We start from the raw sequence: 24,197 nt of genomic DNA on the forward strand, positions 1-24,197 counted from the left end.
GAGATTGGAAAGGATGCAGCGAAAAAATCGCTTTATAAAGGGGTATTCAGGCCTTCGGGCATTAGCAGTTATTGGGGTTATTTTATATCATTTTGATCCCAATACTTTTATTGGCGGGTATCTTGGTGTGCCGATTTTTTTCGTATTATCAGGATATTTGGTAACTGACCAAATATTAGCTAGTTATGAAAAAAAAGGTTATTACGATAATAAGCGCTTTTATTTATCAAGATTAAAAAGACTTTATCCTCAGCTGATTACATTATTATGGGCAAGTGGTGCTTATATATTAATGTTTCAACAACAAACTCTTGCCAAGTTTAATCAGATTGTTATAACCAATTTGCTTAATATTTATAATTTTTGGCAAATAGTTAATGGGCAGAGTTATTTTGAACGTTTTGCCGGGAATGTATCGCCATTTACTCATCTTTGGACCATGTCGATTGAAGGACAATTTTATGTATTTTGGCCCTTAATAATGATGGTCTTGATTAAGTTTTGTAAGACAAGATATCGTGCTTTTTGGATTGTTATAGGTTTTAGTATCTTGTCTGCTTTAGAGATGGCGATTTTATATCAGCCAAATGTTGATACTAGCAGAATTTATTATGGGACAGATACTAGATTCTTTGCGTTAGGATTAGGTGCTGCTTTAGCATTTGTTTGGCCAATTAGACATCTTAATCCCAAAATTAATAAAAATGATTGGATAATTCTTGATATTACTGGTGCAGTTTCTTTGCTTGGAATGCTTTGGTTATTTCTATCAAGAATTATGGATCCACAGGCTGCCTTTGCCTATCGTGGTGGGATGTTTTTATTTAGCTTGTTTACTACAATTTTAGTTGCAATAATAGCTCACCCAGCCAGTCATTGGAATCAAATTTTTACAAATCAAATTTTTGATTGGATAGGTAGTAGAAGCTATGGTATATATTTGTACCAATTCCCAGTTATGGTCTTTTTTGAAGCTAAGTTTACCGATATGGCAAATCATGCCGTTTTATATCGGCTAATTGAGCTTGCTATAATTTTAGGCTTGTCTGAATTGACTTATCGCTTTATTGAAAAGCCATTTTCTAAAATTAGTCTTGAGAGTATTCGGATATTTATTGCTCATTTAAAAAATTCAGAAAAAAATGCTCATTTAAGAATTGCAACTGGAATGTCAGCTTTAATTTTAGCGTTAGGAACGATTGCCTTAATAAAATCGCCAGCTATTAAAGTGGTAAATGCAAATAAATCACAGCTTGCTGAAAGAATTAAGAAAAACAGGGCTAATCAAGAAAAGTCAAATAAACAGTTAATTGACAAATTTAAAAGTACCAAGAAAAAAGAAAGTAAATCCAAAATATACGTAGAAGCAGAACAGGCAGCCAAGAATAAACCAGTTAATAAGGAATTTGAAAAATATGGAATCAGTCAGGTTGAGTTACAATTAGCACAAAAAGTTCATGTAACGGCAATTGGGGATTCAGTGATGGCTGGTTCTAGTGATGTGCTTAAGCAATTAATGCCGAATGCTTTAATTGATGCAGCTGTTTCAAGGCAGCTAGTGCCGACTATTGGCTTATTTGATCAATATAAAGGCCAAGGCGCTTTAGCTGAAAATGTTTTAATAGGTTTAGGAACTAATGGGCCTTTTTCTATGAATGATGTTGATCATTTGATGAAAATTATTGGTCCTAAAAGGCAAGCTTTTTGGATAAGTATTCATGTTCCAAGCAGGCAATGGCAAGGACCAGTAAATGATTTGATTGCAAAAGCTAGTGCAAAGTATAAGAATTTATCAGTAATTGACTGGTATAGTTATAGCAAGAACCACAATGATTGGTTTTATGGTGATCAAACACATCCAAATATTGAAGGATCAAAGTATTATAGCAGCTATATTACAAATGAAATATTGAAAAAAGCAAAGTTTTAGATAGGGGAATGATTAATGGAAATTCAATTTTTAGGAACAGGAGCTGGGCAGCCATCTAAGCAGCGAAATGTTTCTAGTCTAGCTTTAAAGTTGCTTGACGAGCTGAATGAGATTTGGCTGTTTGATGTCGGGGAAGCAACTCAACATCAAATTTTACGTACCAATATCCGTCCAAGAAAAATTACTAAAATTTTTATTTCCCACAATCATGGCGACCATATTTTTGGCTTACCAGGTTTGCTATCAACTCGTTCTTTTCAAGGAGATGTAGGACCTTTAACTATTTATGGTCCAGCGGGGCTTGAACAATTTGTTACAACAGCATTACGTATATCTAAAACTAAAGTTAGCTATCCAATTCATTTTGTTGAATTGAAAGATGATCAAAAAATTTTTGAAAATGCAGAATTTTCCGTATATTGCAAAAAGCTAGATCATCGTGTTGCAAGTTTTGGCTTTCGTGTAGTAGAAAAATCGCATCCTGGTGTATTATTAATGGATAAACTAGCTCCATATCATTTACCTAATGGGCCAATTTTAGGTCAATTAAAAGCTGGAAAAGTGGTAGAGTTAGAAGATGGAAGGGTTCTAAATGGAAAAGACTTTTTGGGACCTGAAAAAAAGGGTAGAATTGTTACAATTATTTATGATACTCGGATTACACCTTCAATTGCTGAATTAGCCCAAGATGCAGATGTTTTGGTTCATGAATCAACTTTTGCTGGACCTGAAGGTAAAATGGCTAAAGCATATTATCATTCAACAGCTACTCAAGCAGCTGAAATTGCTAAGAAGGCAAATGTAAAGCGCTTATTTTTAACTCATGTGTCAGCTCGTTATTTAGGGTCAAAAGCACATATTTTGGAAAAACAAGCGCAAAAAGTATTCCCTAATACAGTATTAGTAAATGATTTAGATGTTTTTGATATTCCAATGAGAGGATAAATCATGAGTAATTCATTACGCAATAAAGTTGTTGTTATTACTGGTGCATCAAGCGGATTGGGACGTTCAATTGCTTTGCAATCCGCAGAAAGAGGTGCCAATTTAATTTTAATTGCTCGTCGTGAAGAAAAATTATTAGAAGTAGCGGCTGAAGCCAAAGAATTATCAGGAGCTGAAGTTTGGGTTTATCCAACTGATATGGGAAAAGCCAATCAAATTGAAGATACTTTCAAAAAAATTATTGTGGCCGTTAAGCATATTGATTTCTTAGTTAATGCAGCAGGCTTTGGTGATTTTGATGATTTCTTTGATCAAAATCCGCAACTTATAACTAATATGTTCCAGGTTAATGTCTTGGGGTTAATTTACTTCACAAGATTAATTGCGAGAGTGATGATTGATCAAAAATCAGGTCAAGTAATTAATTTTGGCTCGATGGCTGGAAAAATACCAACAACTAAATCTGCAGTGTATAGTGCTACAAAAGCTGCAGTTATTCAGTTTTCAAATGTTTTACGCTTAGAACTTAAACCATTTGGTGTAAAAGTAATGACGGTAAATCCAGGCCCTGTTTATACTAATTTCTTTAATAGAGCAGATCATACTGGCGATTATGTCCACAACGTTCAATCTTTTATGTTAGATCCTGATGATGTTGCTTGGCAAGTTGTACATTATTTTGGTAGTGATAAGCGTGAGCTCAATCTACCATTATCATTAGCAGCGATGGCTAAACTTTATAACTTATTCCCATCTGCTGGTGATTATTTATCAATGATTTTTGGATCTAGAAAGTAATGGATATGAATAAACAAAAGAATTTAGTTATTGGATTAGCAGTAAGTTTATTATTAATAATCTTTGTTTTATTAAATACGGAACCAGTTACAATTAATTTTTTGGTGGTTAAACCTAAACTGCCGTTAATTGTAGTCTTGGTTATTATGGCTTTTTTAGGGGCATTAGTATCATGGCTAATGGGAGAAAAGAGTCAGAATGACCAAAAAGGAGCATGGGGATTTTTTAAGAAAAAAAACGACAAGAAGATTAATGAATAACTTGATTTATCCATTATCTAATAGTATTATGGAAATACGTGAGTAACGAAGTCTGATTCTTATTGGACTTTTTCAGTCTCAAACTACAAAAAAGGAGAGTTAACGAATGGCAGTTCCTGCAAGAAAAACTTCAAAACAAAAGAAACGTTCACGTCGTGGTCACATTAAGTTAACTGTACCTGCAATGCATTACGATGCAACTACAGGTGAATACCGTTTAAGCCACCGTGTTTCACCAAACGGCTACTACAAGGGTCGTCAAGTTGTTAAAAAAGCTAACAACAACGACTAATTAATAGACACCTGATTTGCGGTGTCTTTTTTTTTACAAAAAAACAAAGAGGAAAGTATTATTGAACAATGAAACTAGTTTTCTTACATACTAGCGATACGCATGGATTTTTATTACCAACAGATTATCAAGATAAAAATGATTATGAAGCACCAATTAGTTTGAGTAGAGTTTCAACTGCTATTAAAAAGCAAAGAGAAAAATGGGGTGCAGATAATGTAGTAGTTACTGATGCAGGTGACTGCTTGCAAGGTTCTCCATTGGCAAGTTTTTGTCATAAAGATATTAGTTTCAAACGGCTCAATCAATTTACTGCTGCTTATAATGAAATTGGATATGATGGTCGCTGCTTAGGAAATCATGATTTTAACTTTGGCTTGGATTATTTAAAGCACTATATTGAAAAAAATACAGCTAGTTTTGTAAATGATAATATTCTTGATGAAAATACAGATAATCCTGCTTTTGGTCAAGAATACAAAATTATTGAACGTCATGGGGTTAAAATCGGTTTATTAGGAATTACAACCCAGTATGTTCCCCATTGGGAACCAGAAGAACATATTCAGGGGTTAAAGTTTGTTTCAGCTTTTGAGCAAATAAAGAAATTAGCACCTAAATTGAAAAAAGACGTTGATATTTTAGCTGTAATGTATCATGGGGGCTTTGAAAGTGATCCCGTTACTGGAGTAGCTACTGAACCACATAATGGTGAAAACGAAGGTTACAAGATTTTAACAGAAGTTCCAGAAGTTGATGTGTTTTTGACTGGTCATCAACATCGTCGCTTGAACTTAGTGGTTAATAATACTGCTATCGTCCAACCAGGATATCGAGGCGAATGTGTTGCGCAAGTAGTAATTGATTTGGATAAAACTAGTGATGGTGTTAAGATTAACAATTTAGAAACTAGTTTAATTGAGACTAAAGATTATGAACCAGATTCAGAAATTGTAAAAGATATAACTGATGTTGACCAAAAAGCTCAAGCATGGCTTGATCAACCAATTGCTCATTTATCTGAGCCAGCACCAATTAAAAACGCTTTTGAAGGTAGAACTAAAGGAGCACCATTTATAAATCTGCTTCAACAAATGCAAATTTACTTTACTGGTGCTGATATTTCTGCAACTGCTGTTATGAGCGAAAAGGCACGTGGATTTACCAATCAAACAGTAACTTTGAGAGAAGTTATTTTGAATTATCCATATGCTAATCAGCTTTGTAAGGTAAGGTTAACTGGTAAAGAGTTAAAAGAAATTTTAGAACATACTGCTACTTTCCTTGAAAAAGATAACGAAGGAAATATTCATTTCATTGATCGTTATATTAAGCCTAAGCCACAGTTGTATCATTTTGATGTCTTTTATCCATTACATTATGAAGTTGATTTATCTAAGCCACATGGGCAAAGAGTAGTAGAATTGACTTTACATGGAAACCCAATCGAAGATGACCATATTTATCATTTGGCAGTAAATAATTATCGGGCTATGGGTGGAGGTTTTTACCCTGCATATTCAATGGATAAAATTGAACTGATGCTTGATAAAGATTATGTACAAATGTTTACTGAATATCTGACTAGTGGCGAAGTTAAGGTAGATACTAAGCAATATTATAAATTTTATTAGATAAAAAGATCACTTCCAATGAAGTGGTCTTTTTAGTTTTGAAATCACTTACATGATATAATTAATTTGAAGTAGTGGGATTTTTTAGGGAGAAAGCTTATGAAGAAAGTAATATCATTTTGTCATAAACATCCATTTATTACTCCTGCAATTATATTTTGGAGTATAGTTTTCTTAATGTTTTTTGGCCCTAAGATTTTAACCTCGATTAAATCAGCATATTTTCACTATCAAATTACTCAAGTGGTTTCAGAAAAGAAACCACAAGCCCAAGCACTGGATATGGTGCAAGAAGATACTGAAACCAATGTTTATTATCAAACATATGAATATAAAGATAGAAAATATATCCTTGCTTGCTTCAAGAAATCTGGGAAAAGACACTTTGATTGGTACAGTTTAAAAACTGAAAAGATTGAACATCTAAAGTAGGTATAACTATGAAAAACTTTGGACAAAAGCACCCTTTGATGGTGTAGATTTTAACACTTTTATTTAATTTGTTAATTTTAGGTGGTATTTATTTAAGTTATTTGTCTTTTCAAGAAGAGCATGATACGAAGGTTGCCTATGCAGAAATTGAATTAGCTTTGAAAAAACAAAATATTAATACTCATGAAATAAAAGTTGCCAAGCCATTTGTTAGGAATCAAAGGGCTTTTACCAATACTATCTGGTACACACTAGCCTTTACTTTCAAAGGTCAAAAATATGAAGCAACTTATCGAGAAGAACTTATTGATAAAATTATAACGAAAGATTGGGCAATTCGTTATAAACCAGAATATCAAGTAAAGATTGAAAAAGTTAAAGAGTTTCAATAAAAATAAAAGGAGACGTAACATTCTACGTCTCCTATTTTTTATATTCAATAATTATAACATCTTACTGTACTTGGTTTTACCCTTGTATGATTTAGCTGCGATGAAAGGAATAATAACAGCAAATAACAAACCAAATACAATTCCTACACGAATTGCTTGTATTGGGTTAAATTGCGTTTCAGTTAATGCTGCAGCAATAAAACCAATGATTGACATAAAAATAGTACTCCAAATTGCTGAAATAATGTAGCGCATAATCTCTCCTTCTTTCGCTTTGCATTTTATCAAATTTTGAAATTGTAAACAAGGAAATGAAACATAATACCAGTTTTTGGTATACTTAGAATAAATGAAAGGGGTCACGTGATGCAAGTTTCAGGTTTACAAACTCTGAGTTCTTTTTCTCTGCTCAAAAGTCCAATTTTAATTGATGATTTGGTGAAAGATGCCGTAGATAAAGGGTATAGTAGTTTAGCATTAACTGATATAAATGTTACATATGGCTTAGTTGATTTTTATTTAGCTGCGCAAAAAGCTAACTTAAAACCTTTACTTGGAATGACAATCAGACTTAATGGGATTGTTGACCAAGCGCATCGTTATGACTTAATTTCAATTGCTAAAAATAACCAAGGTTATAAAAATATATTACGTTTATCTAGTGCAATCAATCTAAAAACTGATAATGGCGATGAACGTAAAGTTTTAACTCTAAAGCAGTTAGCCAAATATTTAAGTGATCAAGTTTTTATTGTGCCAGCTAATATAACTAGTGAATTGCGCTATCTAGCTGAAAATAATGAAAAGCTGGGAAGTGATTTTATTCGTGAATTACAAAAAATAATTCCCAGCTCTAGTGATTTATATTTAGGAGTCTATGCCGGTAAAAATCAGCCATATATTGATTATGCGAAAAGCATGGCTAAACAGTTTAATTTACCTCTAGCTGCAACTGAAGATGTTCAATATTTGCAAGCTAGTGATCATTTTTTGGTAAAAACATTAAGAGCGATTGAACAAGGACAAAAATTAGTTGATACTTCTAGTTTGGCCTTGCAAAAAGGTTCTCATTATTTACGCACCAGTGGTGAATTAGTATCTGCGTATAATGAATGCGGCATTTTATCAGCTTTGCATAATGCAGCTAAAATAGCTGATGAATGTAAGGCGTCAGTAACTTTTACTCAACCAGAATTACCTAAATATAAGCAAAGCTTTGCCCCAGATTCTAAAAAATATTTACGTCAGTTAGTTCAAAAGGGGCTTGCTAGGAGGTTTAATGGACAGACAATCCCAGAAATTTATCAAAAACGGCTAGATTATGAACTAAAAATTATTGATCAGATGGGTTTTGATGACTACTTCTTAATTGTGTGGGATGTAATAAATTATGCTCATTCTGTTGATATTACTACTGGACCAGGTCGTGGCTCAGCAGCAGGTTCTTTAGTGGCATATAGTTTGGCAATTACAGAAGTTGATCCTATAAAATATAATTTGCTTTTTGAAAGATTTTTAAATCCGGCTCGAGCTCAAATGCCAGATATCGACCTTGATATCCCAGATAATCGTCGTGATGAAATCATTAAATACATGTTTGAAAAATATGGAATGGATCATGCGGCCCAGATATTGACTTTTGGGACTTTGGCTGCAAAGCAGGCTTTGCGTGATTGCGCCCGGGTATTTGGTTTAACAACAATTCAAGCTAGTAAATTTACCCATGCAATCCCGTTTTCCAAATCAAAAATCACCTTAGCTCAGGCTTATCAAGAATCAAAAGCATTGCAATTGCTTGTTAATGCATCAGAACTTAATAAGTTATTATTTAAAACGGCTATGCGATTAGAAGGGATACCACGCCATGCCTCGATTCACGCAGCAGGACTAGTAATTAGTGACAAATCTATTGCGCAAATAGCAGGATTGCAAGCAGGAACATTGGGAATTCCTGTGACCCAACAAACTAAAGCCCATGTTGAGGAATTAGGCTTATTAAAAATTGATTTTTTAGGATTAAGAAATTTAACTATTTTAGGTGATACAGTAGAATTGCTGGCAAAAGATGGCATAAAATTAGACCCTAAAAGAATCCCTCTTGATGATGTTAAAACCTTACAATTGTTTCAAAGGGGGAAGACTGATGCTGTGTTTCAATTTGAATCACAAGGAATTAAAAATGTTCTAAGGCGATTGCATCCTGATAGTTTTGAAGATGTTGTAGCGGTTAACGCCTTATATCGGCCAGGACCAATTCAAAATATTGATCATTTTATTAATCGAAAACAAGGCAAAGAGCCAATCACTTATCCCGATTCATCTTTAGCGAAACTTTTACAACCAACTTATGGAATTTTGGTTTATCAAGAACAAGTTATGCAGACTGCACAAATTATGGCTGGTTTTAGCTTGGGTGAGGCGGATTTATTGCGTAGAGCCATGTCTAAGAAAAAGCAAGATTTAATTGATCAAGAACGCGAGAAATTTATTGCTGGAGCAGTTAAAAATGGCCATCCACAAGCTACTGCTAGCAAAGTTTATGCATATATTGAACAGTTTGCTAACTATGGTTTTAATCGTTCACATGCGGTAGCTTATTCCAAAATTGCTTTTTGGCTTGCTTATTTAAAAGTTCATTATCCAGCTGCGTTTTTTACTGCATTATTAAATTCTGTTAGTGCTAATCGAGTAAAAGCTGGTGAATATATCACTCAGGCCCAAGAAGCTGGTGTAAAAATCTTGGCCCCAGATATTAATAATAGTCAGACTGACTATTATTTGGTAAATGGTCAAATTCAGGTTGGCCTTAAAGCGATTAAGGGTCTGAGAGTTGATTTTTTAAGAAATATTGCCGGTTTGCCAAAAAACTTTACCTCTTTAGCCGATTTTTTAAGAAAAATAGATGTTAAATTCCTTTCTGAGCAAGCGATTGCAGCCATGATTAAGGCAGGTTGTTTTGACAAAATTGACGAAAATCGAAAAATGTTATTGGCTAACTGCAAAGAAATAGTAGAAAATATTAAGTTTACTGGTCAAAATGAGACCTTATCTGAAGGATTAGGCGGAATTCGATTAGAACAAGCACCAGCCCCTAATTCAAATGAAAAAGCCACAATGGAAGAGGAAGTGTTAGGTTTTTCAACAACCAAAACTCCAATTTTAGTTGTTCAAAAATACGCCGAAAGATTCAATGCTCAAGCTTTAAACTCTTTTACAGTTAATGAAACGGGAATTGCAGTTGGAAAATTAATTAAATTAAAACTAATTAGAACTAAAAAAGGCGATACAATGGCTTTTTCAACTTTTAGGGATGCAAGTAGTGAACAAGAAATTACAATTTTCCCAGGAATTTACAATAATATTTCGAATATCTTGAAAGAGGGACAAATATATCTTTTGGGAATTAGAACTCAAAGTGATCGCTATGATGCTGGAAAAGTTCAATATATGTTGACCAATTTGAAACTTGTCAATTTTACTGAATAAAAACAAATTCAAAGAATCACAATCTAACAGCAATGGTAACGCTAACAAAATAAAAAACGCAACAGAATAGTAATTTAGCCCATTTTTTTAAAGACTTTGAGAGAAAAAAATGGTAGTATTTAATTGATGTGAGAAATTACACATAATAATCATGATGGGGTGAATTCATGAAACGGATTGGTATTTTAACAAGTGGTGGGGATGCCCCTGGTATGAACGCTGCTGTTCGTGCGGTTGCTAGAACTGCGATGGCTAATGGCATCGAAGTTTTTGGTATTCGTTACGGATTTGCAGGGTTAGTTGCTGGAGACATTTTCCCAATGACATCTGATTCAGTTGCCAATATCTTAACTCGTGGTGGTACCTTCCTTTACACAGCTCGTTATCCAGAGTTTGCGCAAGAAGAAGGTCAATTACGTGGTATTGAACAATTGAAGAAGCATGGTATTGAAGCATTAGTAGTTATTGGTGGAGATGGTTCTTACCATGGTGCTTTGGCTTTGACTAAGAGAGGATTTAACTCTATTGGTCTTCCAGGTACTATTGATAATGATATTCCATTTACTGATTTAACTATTGGTTTTGATACTGCCTGCACTACAGCAGCTGATGCAATTGATAAAATCAGAGATACTGCAATCAGTCACCAACGTGTATTCGTAATTAATGTTATGGGTCGTGATTGTGGTGATATTGCCATGCGTGTTGGTGTGGCAAGCGGTGCTGATGCTATTGTTATTCCAGAAAAGCCATATGACATTGAAGCTATTGCTAACAAGCTTAAAAAGAGCTTTGCTAATGGTAAGGATCACGGTATTGTCATTGTTGCAGAAGGCGTAATGTCTTCAGAAGACTTTTTGAAGGAACTTCTCAAGTATGGTGACTTCGATGCTCGTACTGAAGTTTTAGGTCACATGCAACGTGGTGGTGAACCTACTGTTAGTGATCGTGTTTTAGCAAGTAAGATGGGTTCATATGCTGTTAAGCTTCTTATGGAAGGAAAAGGTGGCTTAGCTGTAGGTATCGAAGACAATCACTTGTGTACTCATGACATCGTTGATTTATTTGATTCACGCCATGTTGGTGATTACTCATTGCTTGCAATGAATGATGATTTGTCACGGTAAATTTTGTTTTTGTAATAGGAGAGTTTTTTAAATGAAGAAAACTAAGATTGTTAGTACTTTAGGTCCTGCATCAAACGATTTAGAAACTATTATTAAGTTAATTGAAGCAGGTGCAAATGTCTTCCGTTTCAACTTCTCACACGGTGATCACGAAGAACACCTTTCACGTATGAAGTTGGTTAGAGAAGCTGAAAAGAAGACCGGCAAGTTAGTTGGTATTATGCTTGACACCAAGGGTGCTGAAATCAGAACTACCGAACAAGAAGAAGGCAAGTTCACTATTCACACTGGTGAAACTATGCGTATTTCTATGGATGCTACCAAGAAGGGTAACAAGGACAAGATTTACGTAACTTACCCAGGTCTTTACGATGACACTCACGTAGGTGGTCACGTATTAATCGATGATGGTAAGGTTGACTTATTAATCACTGAAAAAGATAAAGCAAACAAGGAATTAGTAACCAAGGCTCAAAACACTGGTTTAATTGGTTCTAAGAAGGGTGTTAACGCACCAGGTGTTGAAATCCGCCTCCCAGGTATTACTGAAAAGGATACTGATGACATTAACTTCGGTTTACAACACGGCATTAACTTCATTTCTGCTTCATTTGTACGTAAGGCTCAAGACGTTTTAGATATTCGTCAATTATGTGAAAACGCTGGCCAAGACCACGTTAAGATCTTCCCTAAGATTGAATCACAAGAAGGTATCGACAACATTGATTCAATCCTTCAAGTTTCTGATGGTTTAATGGTAGCTCGTGGTGACATGGGTGTCGAAATCCCATTCATGAACGTACCATTTGTACAAAAGACTTTGATCAAGAAGGCAAATGCATTAGGTAAGCCAGTTATTACTGCTACTCAAATGCTTGACTCAATGCAAGAAAACCCACGTCCAACTCGTGCCGAAGTAACTGACGTTGCTAACGCTGTTTTGGATGGTACTGATGCAACTATGCTTTCAGGTGAATCAGCAAACGGTTTATACCCTGTACAATCAGTACAAGCAATGCACGACATTGATGTACGTACTGAAAAGCAAATTGCACAACGTAACACTTTGGCACTTCAAAGATTTGAAGAATACCAAGGTTCAAACGTAACTGAAGCTATCGGTGAATCAGTTGTTAGAACTGCTGAAGAATTAGGTGTAAAGACTATCATTACTGCAACTCAATCAGGTTACACTGCAAGAATGATTTCTAAGTACCGTCCAAATGCAGACATCGTTGCATTGACTTTCGATGAAAAGATTCAACACTCACTTGGTATTGTTTGGGGTGTTCAACCACTTCTTACTGAAAAGCCAACTTCAACTGATGATATGTTTGAAAAAGCAGCTAAGATTGCTAAGGAAAATGGCTTCGTTAAGGATGGCGATTTAGTAATTATCGTTGCTGGTGTTCCAGTTGGTGAATCTGGTACTACTAACTTGATGAAGCTTGAACTTATCGGTTCAAAGCTTGTTAAGGGTCTTGGTGTAGGTACTGGTTCAGTTATCGGTAAGGCTGTTGTAGCAAACAGTGCTGATGAAGCAAACAACAAGGTAGAAGATGGTGACATTTTAGTTGCTAAGACTACTGACAAGGATTACTTACCTGCAATCAAGAAGGCAAGTGGTTTAGTAGTTGAAGCTTCTGGTTTAACTTCACATGCTGCTGTTGTTGGTCTTTCATTAGGTATCCCAGTTATCGTTGGTGCTACTGACGCAACTGACAAGATTGCTGACAACACTACTATTACTATTGATGCTCGTCGTGGTGCTGTATACCAAGGTGAAGCAGCTAACTTATAATAGCTAGTTAACTATAAAAATAAAAGTAGTCTGATTTTTCAGACTGCTTTTATTTTTTGCCTAAATTCTTTATACTATAGAATTAGATTATGTAAATAAATATATTTAAGAAAGGAGGCCTCGCATGCTAGGGACAATTCAAGAAGGAAAAGTTATTGATAAAAATGACGAGGCATATTATGTTCAGGTAAATGGGGTGACATATGAGCTCAATAAGCTAGAAGTTACTCAAGAGCAAATGCCCCAATTAGGTGATATTGTTCAAGGCTTTATTTATGATAATAAAAATCATAAAAAACAAATGACTCAGTTTTATCCTTTTGCAATGCCAGATCAATATGGATGGAGTAAAGTTACTGAAGTTAGACGTGATTTAGGAGTCTTTGTTGATATTGGTTTGCCAGATAAAGATGTAGTTATTTCTTTGGATGATTTACCTCTTGATAAGGCGAAATGGCCAAGAATTGGAGATCGCCTGTTAGTTACTTTAGAAACCGACCATAAAGATCGTATTTGGGCAAAAATGGCTGATGAAAATGTTTTTGAACAACTTTCAAGTAAATTTCCTCAAAATATGAAAAATAAAAACTTGTTAGTTACTGTTTATGCAACGCGTCCAGTAGGAGCTTTTGTTTTAACAAGTGATTTTTATTTAGGTTTCATTCATGAAAGTGAAATGATGACCCCACTTAGATTAGGGGAACAAATTAAGGCTAGAGTTGTAGGAATCAGTAAATATGGCCGTTTAAATTTGAGTGTATTGCCAAGAGCATTTGAAGAAATTGATGAAGATAGTCAGATGATTTTGATGTCACTTAGACGTGAAGCAAGCAAATCTTTGCCATTTTACGATAAAAGTGATGCGCAAGATATAAAAAATCATTTTGGTATTTCTAAATCAGCCTTTAAGAGAGCAATTGGTAGATTGCTAAAGCAAGGCTTGATTGTTGAAGATAAAGATGCTGGTAAAATTACTTTGGTAGATAAAAATGAAGAAGAATAATCTTGATCAAGTTGCTGATTTCTTGAGATTTTGCAGTTTGGAGCGAGGCTTGAGTAAGAATACAGTTGATTCATATCAATTGGATTTAAACCAATTTATTGAATATTTAGATAAAGAAAAAATTACTGATTGGCCAGAAGATCCATTGATAATTGATTCTTATCTAGCTAAACAGCGTGATGAAGGAAAAAAGACTAGTACAATTAGTCGTGGCATAACTACTTTACGACGTTTTTATCGTTATTTGTTGCGACAACATATTTTGGTGGTTGATCCTTTAATTCAAATTGATACTCCTAAGCAAGAAAAAAGACTGCCACTTGCTCTTTCACAAAAGGAAGTAGAACAGCTGCTAGCTCAACCTGATATCAAAACTACAACTGGATTGCGTGATCGGGCAATTTTGGAATTATTGTATGCTACTGGCATGCGGGTCAGTGAATTAATTAACTTAAAAGAAGCGGACTTGCATACTGATTTAAAGATAATTAGAGTTTTGGGAAAAGGCTCAAAAGAGCGGTTGGTTCCTGTGACTGACTTTGCTTTAAGTTGGCTTGATAAGTATTTAAAAAATGTAAGAGATCCAGCATTGCTCAAAAAGGGTGTTGCGTGTGACTTTTTATTTTTAAATAATAGAGCCGGACAGTTAACAAGACAAGCAGTTTGGCAGTCAATTAAGAAATATAGTAAATTGGCTAAGATTGACAAAGATATTACGCCACATACTTTGAGGCATACTTTTGCGACTCATTTACTTGAAAATGGGGCAGATTTGCGAGTTGTGCAAGAAATATTGGGTCACAGTGATATTAGTACAACTCAGATTTATACTAATTTATCACAAAAGCATATTTTTGATGTTTATCAGAAAACACATCCTAGAGCATAATTATGTTAGTAAAATATAGAAAAGACTATGAAAAAATCGCAATGGGGTTGTTATCCTATTTGCCTGATTTACGAAATTTAAAAAATTTACAAGAAGAAATGAGTTTGTATGATAATTCTAGTGAATTCTTCTTATATTTATTTAGGGATAAAGAGTCTGATTTAATCGGGATTGTGGGGATTCAATTATTAGAACATTTTGTTTTAATTAGATATTTGTCACTAGCACCGGGATTTAGAAATCACGAATATGAACAAGCATTAATGAAAGATTTACGTGAAGAATTTCCCAAGAAGCGATTAACAGCACTTCCAGATTATAGTTACTTATTTAAGGATTAACGATGACAGAAAATTTAAAAGTTGAATTACCTAATTTTGAAGGGCCATTAGATTTATTATTACACTTAATCCGTTCCCAAGAGATTGATATTTATGATATTCCAATTGCTGAAATAACAAGACAATATCTTACGTATCTTGAAAAAATGAAAGAACTCAACTTGCAACTAGCTGGTGAGTATTTTGTTATGGCATCAACTTTATTGAGAATTAAGTCACAATATTTATTGCCTAAAAATGATTTTGTTGAATTAGAGCAAGAACCAGATATCGATCCAAGACAAGAATTAGTTGAACAATTAGTTCAATACTCTGTTTTTAAGAAAATATCTAAATATTTAAAACAGCGTAATGATAGTGTTCCTGTTACTGTAGCCAAAGAGCCTAGTGTAGGACAAGCTAAAAGCATATCTCCATTACCATTAGGACAACTTAGTGAGAGTGAATTAGCTAATACCTTCTCGTTATTGATTCGGCGGTATAAATTGCGGACACCAGAATCAGCTACAGTAAAGATTAAATATTCTTCTGTAAGTGATATGACTAAAATGCTTGAAAATAAGTTCTCACAAGTAGCAAAGGTTAGCTTTTTTTCATGTATTCAAAAAATTAAAACTTTAGATGATGTAATTTCACTCTTTTTGGCTATTTTAGAAATGAGTAAAAATAAAAAAATAAAAGTAAGTCAAGGTCGTGAATATGGCGATTTGACACTAGAAAGAATTGATTAGTAAATGGCAACTAAGCTCGCTGAATTAGAAAGTTTATTATACTTAGCTGGTGATACAGGTGTTGAACAAGCTAACTTGTGTCAATTATTAGAAATTGAAGCTCCGGCTTTGCGTGAGTTAGCGAAAAAATTAACTCAAAAACTATCTGAGGATGAAAATTCAGGTTTGCAAGTTAGTTTAATTAAAGATACATATAAAATGACAACAAGTTATGATGTGGCTGATGTTGTTGAAAAATATTATCAAAAAGATCTTTCAAAGACCTTGAGTCAATCAGCTTTAGAAATTTTAGCAATTGTTGCATATCGTCAACCAATTACGAGAGTTGAAATCGATGAAATTCGAGGAGTTAATTCTGCTGGTGCAATTCAAACGTTAATTTGGCGGGGGTTAGTTAAAACAAGTGGGAAAAAAGATGTCCCCGGTCATCCTAACTTATATGTAACGACAGATTATTTCTTGCAATATTTTGGATATGAGTCTTTAGCTGATTTACCAGTGATTGAAGATTTTGAAAATGAAAGTATTGATGAAAAGGGACAAGTGGATCTCTTTAAGGCAAAAGATAGTAATAATCCTCAAAATAGACTAGGAGAAAGATAATGGCAGAACGTTTGCAAAAATTGATTGCTCAAGCAGGTGTAGCTTCTCGTCGGAAAGCTGAAAAAATGATAACTGAAGGCAGAGTGGCAGTTAATGGGCGAATTGTAACTGAATTGGGAACTAAGGTTGAACCTAGTGCCAATATTGAAGTTGATGGCTTACCAATTCAAAAAGAAAGTAAACATACTTACCTTTTATATAAGCCAAGAGGAGTTATTTCTTCTGTAAAAGATGATAAAGGAAGAAAAACTGTTCTGGACTTTTTTGAAGAGAGTCCTTATCGTTTATATCCAGTAGGGAGACTTGACTATGATACCTCTGGTTTATTACTTATTACTAATGATGGTGAATTGGCTAATAAACTAATGCACCCTCGTCATATGGTAGATAAAGTGTATGTTGCAAAAATTAAGGGCTTTTTAACCCCAGAAGAAATACATAGTTTAAAACATGGTGTAAGGATTGATGGTAAAAAGTCAGCACCTGCAAAGGTAAAAATCATTAGCACTAATCGAGAAAAGGGAACTTCAATTGTTCAATTAACAATTCATGAAGGACATTACCATCAAGTTAAAAGAATGTTTAAGGCAGTAGGTCATTTAGTTGATAAGTTATCACGTGAACGATATGCTTTTTTAACCTTAAAGTCACTTACTGCAGGTAAATATCGTGAATTAACTCGCGAAGAAGTTGCTAAGCTGAAAAGCATGTAGTATACTAAAGCTGAATTTAATAGGAAAGCGTCTTCAAGGCAGGGTGAAAATCCCGACCGGCTGTTTGAGTCAGCAACCCACTTATGTGGCTGAACCCTAAGGTACCGATAGTATAGTCTAGATGGAAGAAGACAGGCTGATAAAGGAAAATTACATAATACTTTCTCAAAGGTCTGCCTCTTGGAGCGCAGACCCTTTTGTTTGGAGGAAATATTATGACTAAGTCAAGATCAAGTCTAGCTAAGACTTGAGCAGCAGTAATGATTGGTGTAATTGCTTTTGTAGTAATGAAGATTGAATTCCCAATTATTCCGATTTTTCCATTTTTAAAAATGGATTTTTCAGATGTCATTATTTTAATTGGTAGCTTTTTATTCGGACCAATTTCTGGAATTGGGATGGCTTTTATTAAGTGTTTCTTGAGTTTAGCTTTATCAGGATTTAATATTCTGTCTTTAGTTGGCCAAATAGCAGCATTTTTGGCAAGTATTTGCTATATTGTGCCTTTATATATGGTTAGCAAGAAAAATGAAGATAAATTCATTATGCAAATAGCAGCAGTAGTAGTTGGTACAATTTGCTTAACTCTTGCAATGAGCTTAGCAAATATTTGGCTTTTAATGCCTATGTATGCCAAGTTTGCTAATTTTACTTTCCCACCAACTTATATTCTTTATGGAGTTGTTCCATTTAATGTGGTAAAGGGAGTAATTAACGGAATTTTAGCAATTATGGTGATTAAATTTGTTTTGCCACAATTAGAAAATTTTGCTTCAAAGAGATTTTAATTTGACTAATATTAGATAAGCCCTAAGAAGGGCTTTTTTCTTTACCCTTAAATATGCTAAAATAACAATGATTATGTTGGGAGAGTGTTTATCGTGAATAATAATTCATCAAATAACGGCCCTTACAAACATTTTAAGCGGCCTAAGCAAGGACGAGCAAAAGTTCACAAAGTGCAGAAGTCATCCATATCCGTAGAATACCATTGGATTAAATGGGTTATAGGATTAGTAATTCTTGTTTTGATTGCGGTGCCATTTTATTTAATGACCAAATCTAAGTCTCAGAGTGCGGATGTAGCAACTCCAACTAAGAGTGTAATATCTGCTTCAAGTTCTTCTAGCTCAAAAAGTAAAAAAATAAAAATAGTGAAATCCTCTGAAAGCTCTAGTTCAAGAGTTAGTTCTGGAGCTAATGTCGTAACTTCAAGTTCTAAATCTACGACAGCGTCGTCAAATTATCAATCTAGCGTAGCTAGTGCTACTACATCAAGTTCATCCAGTTCAGCAGCAAATAGTTATGTCATTAAAGAAGGCGATAGCTTATCTTCTATCGCTGAAAAGAATGGAATGACAGTTGATGCTTTAGCAAAATTGAATAATATTACTGATACAGCCAATATTAAGGCTGGAGAAACGTTAAAATTAAAGTAAGAAAGGATAAAGAGACCGTGGTCTCTTTTTTATTGAAATGCAAGTAGCTATTGATGGTCCAGCTTCTGCTGGAAAAAGTACAGTTGCCAAGATTATTGCTAAAAAATTAGACTTTATTTATATTGATACCGGTGCGATGTATCGGGCATGTACTTTTATTGCAAGAAAAGAAAATATTGATTATGGCGATGAAGCCCATATTTTGGCAGCAATTAGTCAAAATAAAATTGAGTTTAAGTCAGAAAATGGTGAACAGAGAGTTTACGTTGCTGGGGAAGATGTTTCTCTTGCCATTAGAACGCCAGAAATCACTGCTAATGTTTCGCAAGTAAGTGCATTAAAAGGTGTACGCGAAAAAATGGTTGAATTACAACGAGAAATGGCAGGTTCAACTAATGTTATTATGGATGGCCGTGATATAGGTACAACGGTTTTGCCTGATGCTGAATTAAAAATCTTTTTAGTTGCAAGTGTTCATTCACGAGCTAAGAGAAGATTGCTTGATTATGCTGAAAAGGGAATTCATGAAGATTTAGCAAAAATTGAGCATGATATTGCCGAGCGTGATTATAAAGATTCGCATCGTGCAATTTCTCCATTAAAAAAGGCAGATGATGCGGTTGAAGTTGATACAACAAATATGTCAATTGATGAAGTAGTTAGTGACATTTTGGCAAAAATTAAGGCAAAAATGGCAAAATAACAAAAAATCAAGAGAAATTTTGAAAAAAAAGCTCGAAAAGGTGGAAAAATATCATGCTTTCATTTAAAATTAAACATGATATTGGGAGGTATTTATGTCAGATAACAGTAATCAATTTTTAGATGCTTTAAAGGAAATGCAAGGTGTTGAAGTTGGCAACATTGTAGACGTTGAAGTTTTAAGTGTTGAAGACGGACAAATTGCAGTTGGTGTTCAAAATGCAGGTGTTGAAGGTGTCATCACTCGTCGTGAATTCACACAAGATCGTAATGCAGATCTCCACGACTTAGTTAAGCCTGGTGATACTTTCAAGGCTTTGGTATTGAGAAGAGCCGGTGGCGATAAGGAAAACGGCGAATTCTTCTTCTCAGTAACTCGCTTGAAGGAAAGAGAAGCATTTGATAAGCTTCAAAAGGACTATGAAGCAGGTAACGCTATTGAAGGTACTGTAACTAGTTCAGTACGTGGTGGTTTAATTGTTAACGTTGGTACTAGAGGTTTCTTGCCAGCATCATTAATTTCTAACCACTTTGTTTCAGATCTTAAGCCATACATTGGTAAGACTATTAAGGTTAAGATTACCGAAATTGATCCTAACAAGAATCGCTTAATCCTTTCACACAAGGAATTAATCGAAGAAGAACGTGAAGAAGCATTTGAAACTGTAGCTTCACAACTTGTTGCTGGTGATATTGTTGAAGGTAAAGTTTCTCGTTTAACTAACTTTGGTGCCTTTGTAGATGTTGGTGGTGTTGACGGTTTAGTTCACATCTCTGAAATCTCATACAAGCATATTGACAAGCCTAGTGATGTATTGAAGACTGGTCAAGATGTTAAGGTTAAAGTTATCGGTATCGATGACGACAGACACCGCATCTCCCTTTCAATTAAGCAAACTGAACCATCACCATTTGAACAAGCAACTTCAGAATTAAGTGAAGGCGAAGTAGTTGAAGGTGAAGTTAAGTCATTGACTTCATTTGGTGCCTTTGTTGAAGTAGCAGATGGTATTCAAGGTTTAGTACACGTTTCTGAAATTTCAAACAAGCGTGTTGAAAAGCCTAGCGATGTTTTGAAGGTTGGCGAAACTGTTAAGGTTAAGGTTTTGAGCATTAACCCAGATGAAAAGAGAATTTCTCTTTCAATTAAGCAAGCACAACCCGCAGCTGAAGGCGAAGGAAACAACGCTCGTCGTAGCGCATCACGTAACGATTCTGTAGCTAAGAAGTACATGAGCGATAACAACGACAACGGCTTTGCACTTGGCGACATCATTGGTGACCAATTGAAAGACCGTCAATAATGATGATTAAAAAGCCGACTTTAGTCGGCTTTTTTTGTTGGAATTTAAATTTAATCAAATAAAGAAAGGATGATAATAATGGCTCTACCAACTGTTGCAATTGTTGGTCAACCTAATGTTGGAAAATCAACTTTATTTAATCGAATTATTAATGAACGTTTAGCTATTGTTGAAGACCGACCAGGAGTAACGCGTGACCGTAATTATGCCAAAGCCTCTTGGCTAGGCCATGAATTTAATATCATCGATACTGGTGGTATTACTTGGGAAGGCGGACGAATTGAAGATGAAATTCGCGCTCAAGCAGATATTGCTATGGAAGAAGCGGATGTAATTGTAATGATTACAAGCGTTGCCTTGCATTTGACTGATTTGGATGAGAGAATTGCTAGAATTCTCTATCGCTCAAGTAAACCAGTTATCTTGGCTGTTAATAAGGCAGATAATCCAGAACAACGTGCAGATATTTATGATTTTTATAGTTTAGGACTAGGAGATCCAATTCCAATTTCATCAACTCATGGTACAGGAATTGGGGACTTGCTTGACGCTGTTGTTGAGAATTTCCCACCTGAAGCTGATACTAAGGATGAAGATGAAATTGCCTTTAGTGTGATTGGGCGTCCAAATGTTGGTAAATCATCAATTATCAATGCTATGTTGGGTCAAAAACGAGTTATTGTTGCTAATGAAGAAGGTACAACTAGGGATGCAGTTGATACACCATTTGTAGCTGAAGATGGCACGAAGTTTAGAATGATTGATACTGCAGGTATTAGACGTCGAGGAAAGGTTTACGAAAAAACAGAAAAGTATTCTGTTTTACGTGCTCAGGCTGCAATTCAACGCTCTGATGTAGTTTGCCTAGTTTTAGATGCCAGCACTGGAATTCGTGAACAAGATAAGCATGTGGCTGGATTTGCTCATGATGCAGGCCGTGGAATGATTATTGTTGTTAATAAGTGGGATTTACCTAAAAAAGATTCTAATTCCGCTAAAGACTTCACTAGAGTCATTCGTGAAGAATTTCAATATCTTGACTATGCTCCTATTATTTTTGTATCTGCAAAAACTGGCAAAAATTTGGATCAACTACCAGATTTAATTAAAGAAGTTGCTGAAAACCAAAGTCAAAGAATTCAATCTAGTGTCTTGAATGACATGTTAATTGAAGCATCTAAGCTTGTGCCTTCACCTTTAATTAAGGGAAAACGTTTAAGGGTTTACTACATGACTCAAGTAGCTGTTCAACCACCAACTTTTGTTGTCTTTGTAAATGATCCTGAATTGATGCACTTTTCATATAAACGGTTCTTGATCAATCAACTTCGTGACAATTTTGATTTTACTGGTACCCCGATAAAAATCTTGCCACGTAAGCGAAAATAAAGGGATTAAAAGAAGTTTTTAATAATAAACTAAGAAAATATATATTTGTATCTAGCAAAGAAAGATTTATCATTTATTTTTTGAAAAAACCTTGTTATGACGGGCTTATTGTGCTATTTTTAGAATCAGGAAACAATGATTGGTCATGATCATTATTCCTTATTCTTTTTTTGAAGAATAAGTCTGAACTCATAGGTTCAAACTCAGGAGGTGAATACAATGGCAAACAAAGCAGAATTAGTAGCAGAAGTTGCAGCTAAGACTAAGCTTACCAAGAAAGATGTTGCTGCAGCAGTTGATGCAATTTTTGCATCAATCCAACAAGATCTTGCTAAGGGTGAAAAGGTTCAATTGATTGGCTTTGGTACTTTTGAAGTACGTAACCGTGCCGCTCGTAAGGGTCGTAACCCACAAACTGGTGTTGAAATCGAAATTCCAGCAAGCAAGGTGCCAGCATTCAAGCCTGGTAAGGCTCTTAAGGATGCTGTTAAGTAATTTTTACTTAACTTTTAAAAGGTCTAGGTTTTCCTAGGCTTTTTTTATTTCTTAAATGACTTGAAGCTGTTAAGATAGAAAGAGTGAATTTACCTAGAAAGAAGGATCAATTGATGTCATATTCTGAGCAACTGCTTGATGCAATTGAAAAACATGATTTTTCTCAAAATAATATCCTCTTAAAGAAGGCACTTGATTCTGATAGTAGTGAGATTTTAGCAGCTTTAGCAGAAAACTTAACGCAGATGGGTTTTAGCAATATGGCTAAAGATGTTTATCGGGTTCTGATTGCTAATAATCCAGATGAAGATCTGTTTAAAGTTTACTTGGCAGAAATTTTGTTAAATGATGGGCAAGATGACGATGCTTTAAGCTTGCTTTATAGCATTGACGAAAATAGTGATAGCTATCTTGAAAGCTTGTTAATACAAGCCGATTATTACCAATCATTAGGTCTTTTTGAAACTGCGCAAGCAAAATTACAAGAGGCCCATGAATTAGCTCCAAAAGAAGATGCAATTATTTTTGGCTTGGCTGAATTAGCCTATTCAACTGGAAAAAATGAACTGGCATTACATTATTATCAAGATTTAGCTACTAGACAAAAACATTTTGGTGAGATTAATTTGCGTGAGCGGATTTTTGCTAGTTTGGCAAAATTAGGGCGATATGAAGAAGCTAGTGAAATAATTCAAAAATATGGGCAAGATTTTATTGACATTGATACCAGATACGAAGCAGGCTTAGTTTTACTAAGTACCAAAAATTATAAAAAGGCAATTGAATATTTAACTGGTGTATTAGAGCAGGCAAGTGATTATGTAAATGCTTATCCATTACTTGCACAGGCTTATGAGGCGGATGGTAATAACGAAAAAGCCCTAGAAACGGCTCAGACGGGTTTAACATACAATGAATATGATGAGACACTTTACGCTTTAATTGGCCGTGTAGCTGCTAACTGCGCAAAATATGACCTAGCTGTTGATATGATAAAGAAAGGTCTATCATTTGCCCCTGATAATATGGACTTACGTGTACAATTATCGAATTTATATCTCTATTTGAAAAAAGATGAGGAAAACTTACAGTTATTCCAAGAAATTGATGATGAAAATCTAGAACCACAAGCAAGGTGGAATATTGCAGTTTCATTGTATCGCTTAGAAAAATATCAAGAATCAAGAAATGAATTCTTACTCGCATATCCTAATTTACAAAATAATGCTGATTTTTTGAGAGATATGATTCGGCTCTTTAATCTTGAAGGAGAACAAGCGGCGTTGAAAGACTTACTTAAAAAGTATTTAAAGCTAATGCCTGATGACGAAGAAATGCTTGCACTATACGATGAATTAGCTTAATAAGACAAAAAAGACTATATAGATATATTCTATATGGTCTTTTTTATAGTAAAAATATTAATATTTTTTATTTAAAAAGCCGTTCTATATAGCTGCAAAGTGGTAGAATGAGACCGTAAAATAGTTT

General features: G+C 34.6%; 25 protein-coding genes and 1 riboswitch. Of the genes, 24 read left to right on the forward strand and 1 reads right to left on the reverse strand.

Going from position 1 to position 24,197, the window contains the following annotated elements; all coding sequences use genetic code 11:
• Positions 1–13 precede the first annotated feature (13 nt).
• From ACNDLV_RS05275 to ACNDLV_RS05310, 8 genes are all read left to right on the forward strand, one after another.
• Positions 14–1,930, forward strand: a complete 1,917-nt coding sequence (locus ACNDLV_RS05275; protein ID WP_022091130.1) for an acyltransferase family protein — start codon at positions 14–16, stop codon at positions 1,928–1,930.
• A 15-nt stretch (positions 1,931–1,945) separates the two neighbouring features.
• Entirely contained in the window at positions 1,946–2,875 is a 930-nt protein-coding gene (rnz, locus tag ACNDLV_RS05280; protein WP_006586617.1) for a ribonuclease Z, read from the forward strand.
• A gap of 3 nt (positions 2,876–2,878) precedes the next feature.
• Positions 2,879–3,673: an SDR family NAD(P)-dependent oxidoreductase gene (locus tag ACNDLV_RS05285; RefSeq protein WP_006587224.1), complete on the forward strand. Its 795-nt coding sequence runs from the start codon at positions 2,879–2,881 to the stop codon at positions 3,671–3,673.
• Positions 3,674–3,678: 5 nt separating this feature from the next.
• Entirely contained in the window at positions 3,679–3,933 is a 255-nt protein-coding gene (locus ACNDLV_RS05290; protein ID WP_034530340.1) for a LapA family protein, read from the forward strand.
• Positions 3,934–4,039: 106 nt separating this feature from the next.
• On the forward strand, positions 4,040–4,225 hold the full coding sequence (gene rpmF, locus ACNDLV_RS05295) for a 50S ribosomal protein L32 (protein WP_006584575.1): 186 nt from the start codon (positions 4,040–4,042) through the stop codon (positions 4,223–4,225).
• 68 nt (positions 4,226–4,293) lie between these two features.
• A complete protein-coding gene (locus ACNDLV_RS05300; RefSeq protein ID WP_006587226.1) occupies positions 4,294–5,859 on the forward strand; it encodes a bifunctional metallophosphatase/5'-nucleotidase in 1,566 nt (521 codons plus the stop codon).
• A gap of 99 nt (positions 5,860–5,958) precedes the next feature.
• Positions 5,959–6,291, forward strand: a complete 333-nt coding sequence (locus tag ACNDLV_RS05305; protein WP_006587227.1) for a hypothetical protein — start codon at positions 5,959–5,961, stop codon at positions 6,289–6,291.
• A gap of 68 nt (positions 6,292–6,359) precedes the next feature.
• A complete protein-coding gene (locus ACNDLV_RS05310) occupies positions 6,360–6,683 on the forward strand; it encodes a hypothetical protein (protein WP_006587228.1) in 324 nt (107 codons plus the stop codon).
• Positions 6,684–6,734: 51 nt separating this feature from the next.
• On the opposite strand, the gene ACNDLV_RS05315 is transcribed toward ACNDLV_RS05310, so the two are convergent.
• A complete protein-coding gene (locus ACNDLV_RS05315) occupies positions 6,735–6,938 on the reverse strand; it encodes a DUF2929 family protein (protein WP_034530225.1) in 204 nt (67 codons plus the stop codon).
• A gap of 111 nt (positions 6,939–7,049) precedes the next feature.
• On the opposite strand from ACNDLV_RS05315, the gene ACNDLV_RS05320 reads away from it, so the two are divergent.
• The 16 genes from ACNDLV_RS05320 to ACNDLV_RS05395 all read left to right on the forward strand — a co-directional run bounded on the left by ACNDLV_RS05320 (position 7,050) and on the right by ACNDLV_RS05395 (position 24,070).
• The gene (locus tag ACNDLV_RS05320; RefSeq protein WP_006587229.1) at positions 7,050–10,169 is read left to right on the forward strand and encodes a DNA polymerase III subunit alpha; all 3,120 of its coding nucleotides are present in this window, start codon (positions 7,050–7,052) and stop codon (positions 10,167–10,169) included.
• Between the two features lie 167 nt (positions 10,170–10,336).
• Entirely contained in the window at positions 10,337–11,296 is a 960-nt protein-coding gene (gene pfkA, locus ACNDLV_RS05325; RefSeq protein ID WP_006587231.1) for a 6-phosphofructokinase, read from the forward strand.
• Positions 11,297–11,327: 31 nt separating this feature from the next.
• Positions 11,328–13,097 (forward strand): pyruvate kinase, encoded by a 1,770-nt coding sequence (gene pyk / locus ACNDLV_RS05330; protein WP_006587232.1) that lies wholly within the window; start codon positions 11,328–11,330, stop codon positions 13,095–13,097.
• A 124-nt stretch (positions 13,098–13,221) separates the two neighbouring features.
• A complete protein-coding gene (locus tag ACNDLV_RS05335; protein WP_006587233.1) occupies positions 13,222–14,100 on the forward strand; it encodes a CvfB family protein in 879 nt (292 codons plus the stop codon).
• Positions 14,087–14,989 (forward strand): site-specific tyrosine recombinase XerD, encoded by a 903-nt coding sequence (xerD, locus tag ACNDLV_RS05340; RefSeq protein ID WP_006587234.1) that lies wholly within the window; start codon positions 14,087–14,089, stop codon positions 14,987–14,989. The genes ACNDLV_RS05335 and xerD overlap by 14 nt, the downstream gene beginning before the upstream one ends.
• A 2-nt stretch (positions 14,990–14,991) precedes the next feature.
• Positions 14,992–15,330: a hypothetical protein gene (locus ACNDLV_RS05345; RefSeq protein WP_006587235.1), complete on the forward strand. Its 339-nt coding sequence runs from the start codon at positions 14,992–14,994 to the stop codon at positions 15,328–15,330.
• Positions 15,331–15,332: 2 nt separating this feature from the next.
• The gene (locus ACNDLV_RS05350) at positions 15,333–16,061 is read left to right on the forward strand and encodes a segregation and condensation protein A (RefSeq protein WP_006587236.1); all 729 of its coding nucleotides are present in this window, start codon (positions 15,333–15,335) and stop codon (positions 16,059–16,061) included.
• Between the two features lie 3 nt (positions 16,062–16,064).
• Complete coding sequence (gene scpB, locus ACNDLV_RS05355; RefSeq protein ID WP_006586632.1) at positions 16,065–16,664, forward strand: SMC-Scp complex subunit ScpB; 600 nt, start codon at positions 16,065–16,067, stop codon at positions 16,662–16,664.
• A complete protein-coding gene (locus ACNDLV_RS05360; RefSeq protein WP_006587237.1) occupies positions 16,664–17,377 on the forward strand; it encodes a pseudouridine synthase in 714 nt (237 codons plus the stop codon). The genes scpB and ACNDLV_RS05360 overlap by 1 nt, the downstream gene beginning before the upstream one ends.
• 25 nt (positions 17,378–17,402) lie before the next feature.
• A riboswitch (FMN riboswitch) is annotated at positions 17,403–17,514 on the forward strand.
• 123 nt (positions 17,515–17,637) lie between these two features.
• A complete protein-coding gene (locus tag ACNDLV_RS05365; protein ID WP_006587238.1) occupies positions 17,638–18,165 on the forward strand; it encodes an ECF transporter S component in 528 nt (175 codons plus the stop codon).
• A gap of 93 nt (positions 18,166–18,258) precedes the next feature.
• Positions 18,259–18,816: a LysM peptidoglycan-binding domain-containing protein gene (locus ACNDLV_RS05370; protein WP_022091131.1), complete on the forward strand. Its 558-nt coding sequence runs from the start codon at positions 18,259–18,261 to the stop codon at positions 18,814–18,816.
• A 37-nt stretch (positions 18,817–18,853) separates the two neighbouring features.
• Positions 18,854–19,519: a (d)CMP kinase gene (gene cmk, locus ACNDLV_RS05375; RefSeq protein WP_006587240.1), complete on the forward strand. Its 666-nt coding sequence runs from the start codon at positions 18,854–18,856 to the stop codon at positions 19,517–19,519.
• A 94-nt stretch (positions 19,520–19,613) separates the two neighbouring features.
• Complete coding sequence (gene rpsA, locus ACNDLV_RS05380; RefSeq protein ID WP_006587241.1) at positions 19,614–20,822, forward strand: 30S ribosomal protein S1; 1,209 nt, start codon at positions 19,614–19,616, stop codon at positions 20,820–20,822.
• Positions 20,823–20,900: 78 nt separating this feature from the next.
• Positions 20,901–22,211, forward strand: a complete 1,311-nt coding sequence (gene der / locus ACNDLV_RS05385; protein ID WP_006587242.1) for a ribosome biogenesis GTPase Der — start codon at positions 20,901–20,903, stop codon at positions 22,209–22,211.
• Between the two features lie 219 nt (positions 22,212–22,430).
• Positions 22,431–22,706, forward strand: a complete 276-nt coding sequence (locus tag ACNDLV_RS05390) for a non-specific DNA-binding protein Hbs (RefSeq protein ID WP_006587243.1) — start codon at positions 22,431–22,433, stop codon at positions 22,704–22,706.
• Positions 22,707–22,819: 113 nt separating this feature from the next.
• Positions 22,820–24,070, forward strand: coding sequence for a tetratricopeptide repeat protein (locus tag ACNDLV_RS05395; protein WP_022091132.1), 1,251 nt, complete (start codon positions 22,820–22,822; stop codon positions 24,068–24,070).
• Positions 24,071–24,197 lie beyond the last annotated feature (127 nt).

It is taken from the genome of Lactobacillus fornicalis, from assembly GCF_055362665.1.